The sequence below is a fragment of the Frankia sp. Mgl5 genome, assembly GCF_023242985.1.
In the GTDB taxonomy this organism is placed as follows: domain Bacteria; phylum Actinomycetota; class Actinomycetes; order Frankiales; family Frankiaceae; genus Parafrankia; species Parafrankia soli.
Genome location: NZ_JALKFY010000766.1, coordinates 1 through 1,454 on the forward strand (window position 1 = coordinate 1; position 1,454 = coordinate 1,454).

Annotated in this window: 1 protein-coding gene; it reads left to right on the forward strand. The window is 67.5% G+C overall.

Annotation, left to right across the window (positions count from 1 at the left end; all coding sequences use genetic code 11):
• The coding region (locus tag MXD62_RS27495) for an ABC transporter substrate-binding protein (protein WP_248832298.1) at positions 1-1,449 on the forward strand (1,449 nt) is incomplete at its 5' end.
• Positions 1,450-1,454 lie beyond the last annotated feature (5 nt).

Genomic DNA, 1,454 nt, shown 5'->3' on the forward strand with positions numbered 1-1,454 from the left:
CCGGTGGCGGGCGGCGAAGGGCGGATCCTCACGCTGAGTGATCCGCGCACTCTGGATCCGGCGATCCTCGGCAACGCGTATGCGTCCGGTGCCCTCCTGGGTAATGCCCTGTACGGGACCCTGATGACCAATGATGCGGCGGACAAGGTCCAGTACTCGATGGCCGAGTCGTTCACCACGGCTGACAACGGCAAGACCTTCACCCTGAAGCTGCGGCCGGGGCTGGTGTTCTCCGACGGCACCCCGCTGAACACCGAGGCGGTGAAGTTCAACTGGGACCGGACCAAGGACCCGGCCGTCGGTTCGGCCCACCGGTCGGAGGCGGCGACGATCGAATCGTCCGAGGTGGTGGACGACGTCACGCTGAAGGTCACCCTGGTCACCCCCGTGCCGAGATACGCCCTGTCCGTCCTCGCCTCCTCGATGAACTGGATCGCCTCACCCGCGGCCCTGCGGAAGGGCCAGCAGGCCTTCGACGCGAAGCCGATCGGCGCGGGGCCGTTCACCCTGGAGAGCTGGACCCGTCAGGCCGACATCCGGCTCGTCAGGAACCCTCGCTACTGGGACGCGCCCAGGCCCTACCTCGACCGCCTCACCCTCCGCGCGGCGCTCGACGGCAACCAGCGCTACAACACGTTGCTCACCGGGGGCGCGGACGTGGCCATCGACTCCAGCTGGATCAACCTCGACAAGGCCACCAAGGCGGGTCTGCCGACAAACGTCATGCAGCTCAGCGGCGGCGTCTTCGCGGCGTTCAACATGCGCAGAGCACCGTTCGACGACATTCGTGCGCGTCGGGCGGTCGCGGCGGCGCTGGACTCGGACGCGCTGAACCTCGCGGCCTACAACGGCACCGCGCAGCTGGCCGACACGTTGTTCACCGACGCCTCCCCCTTCTACTCGGAGACGCCGCTGCGTAAGACGGACAAGGCGACCGCCCAGCGGCTCTTCGACGAGCTGGCCGCCGAGGGAAAGCCGCTGTCCTTCACGTTCACCAGTTCCTCCAGCAGCGAGAACAGGGCGATTGCGGAGAACATCCAGGCCCAGCTCGGCGCCTTCAACAACGTCGAGGTCAAAATCAAGACCATTGAGCTCGCCGAGTTCGTCCAGCTGCGCAGGACACTCGACTTCGACGCGGTCATCACGTCCGCGCTCTTCCAGGATCCCGAGCCTCGGTTGTCGACGGTCTTCGCCGGGGGCTCGCCGGCGAACATGCCCGGTATCGACGACCCGGCGCTCAACGCGGCCCTGCAGGCCGGTCGGACCGCGACCTCGGAGGAGCAGCGCAGGGCGGCCTACGACACGGTGCAGGAACGGTTGACCGAACTGACCCCGATGTTCTTCATCGCGCGTGGGGGGCTCGGCGCCATCTCGGGCAAGAACGTCGGCGGCCTCGCGCAGTACGGCCTCGGTTCCCTGCTGCCCGAGAAACTGTGGATCCAGCCGTAGCCGTC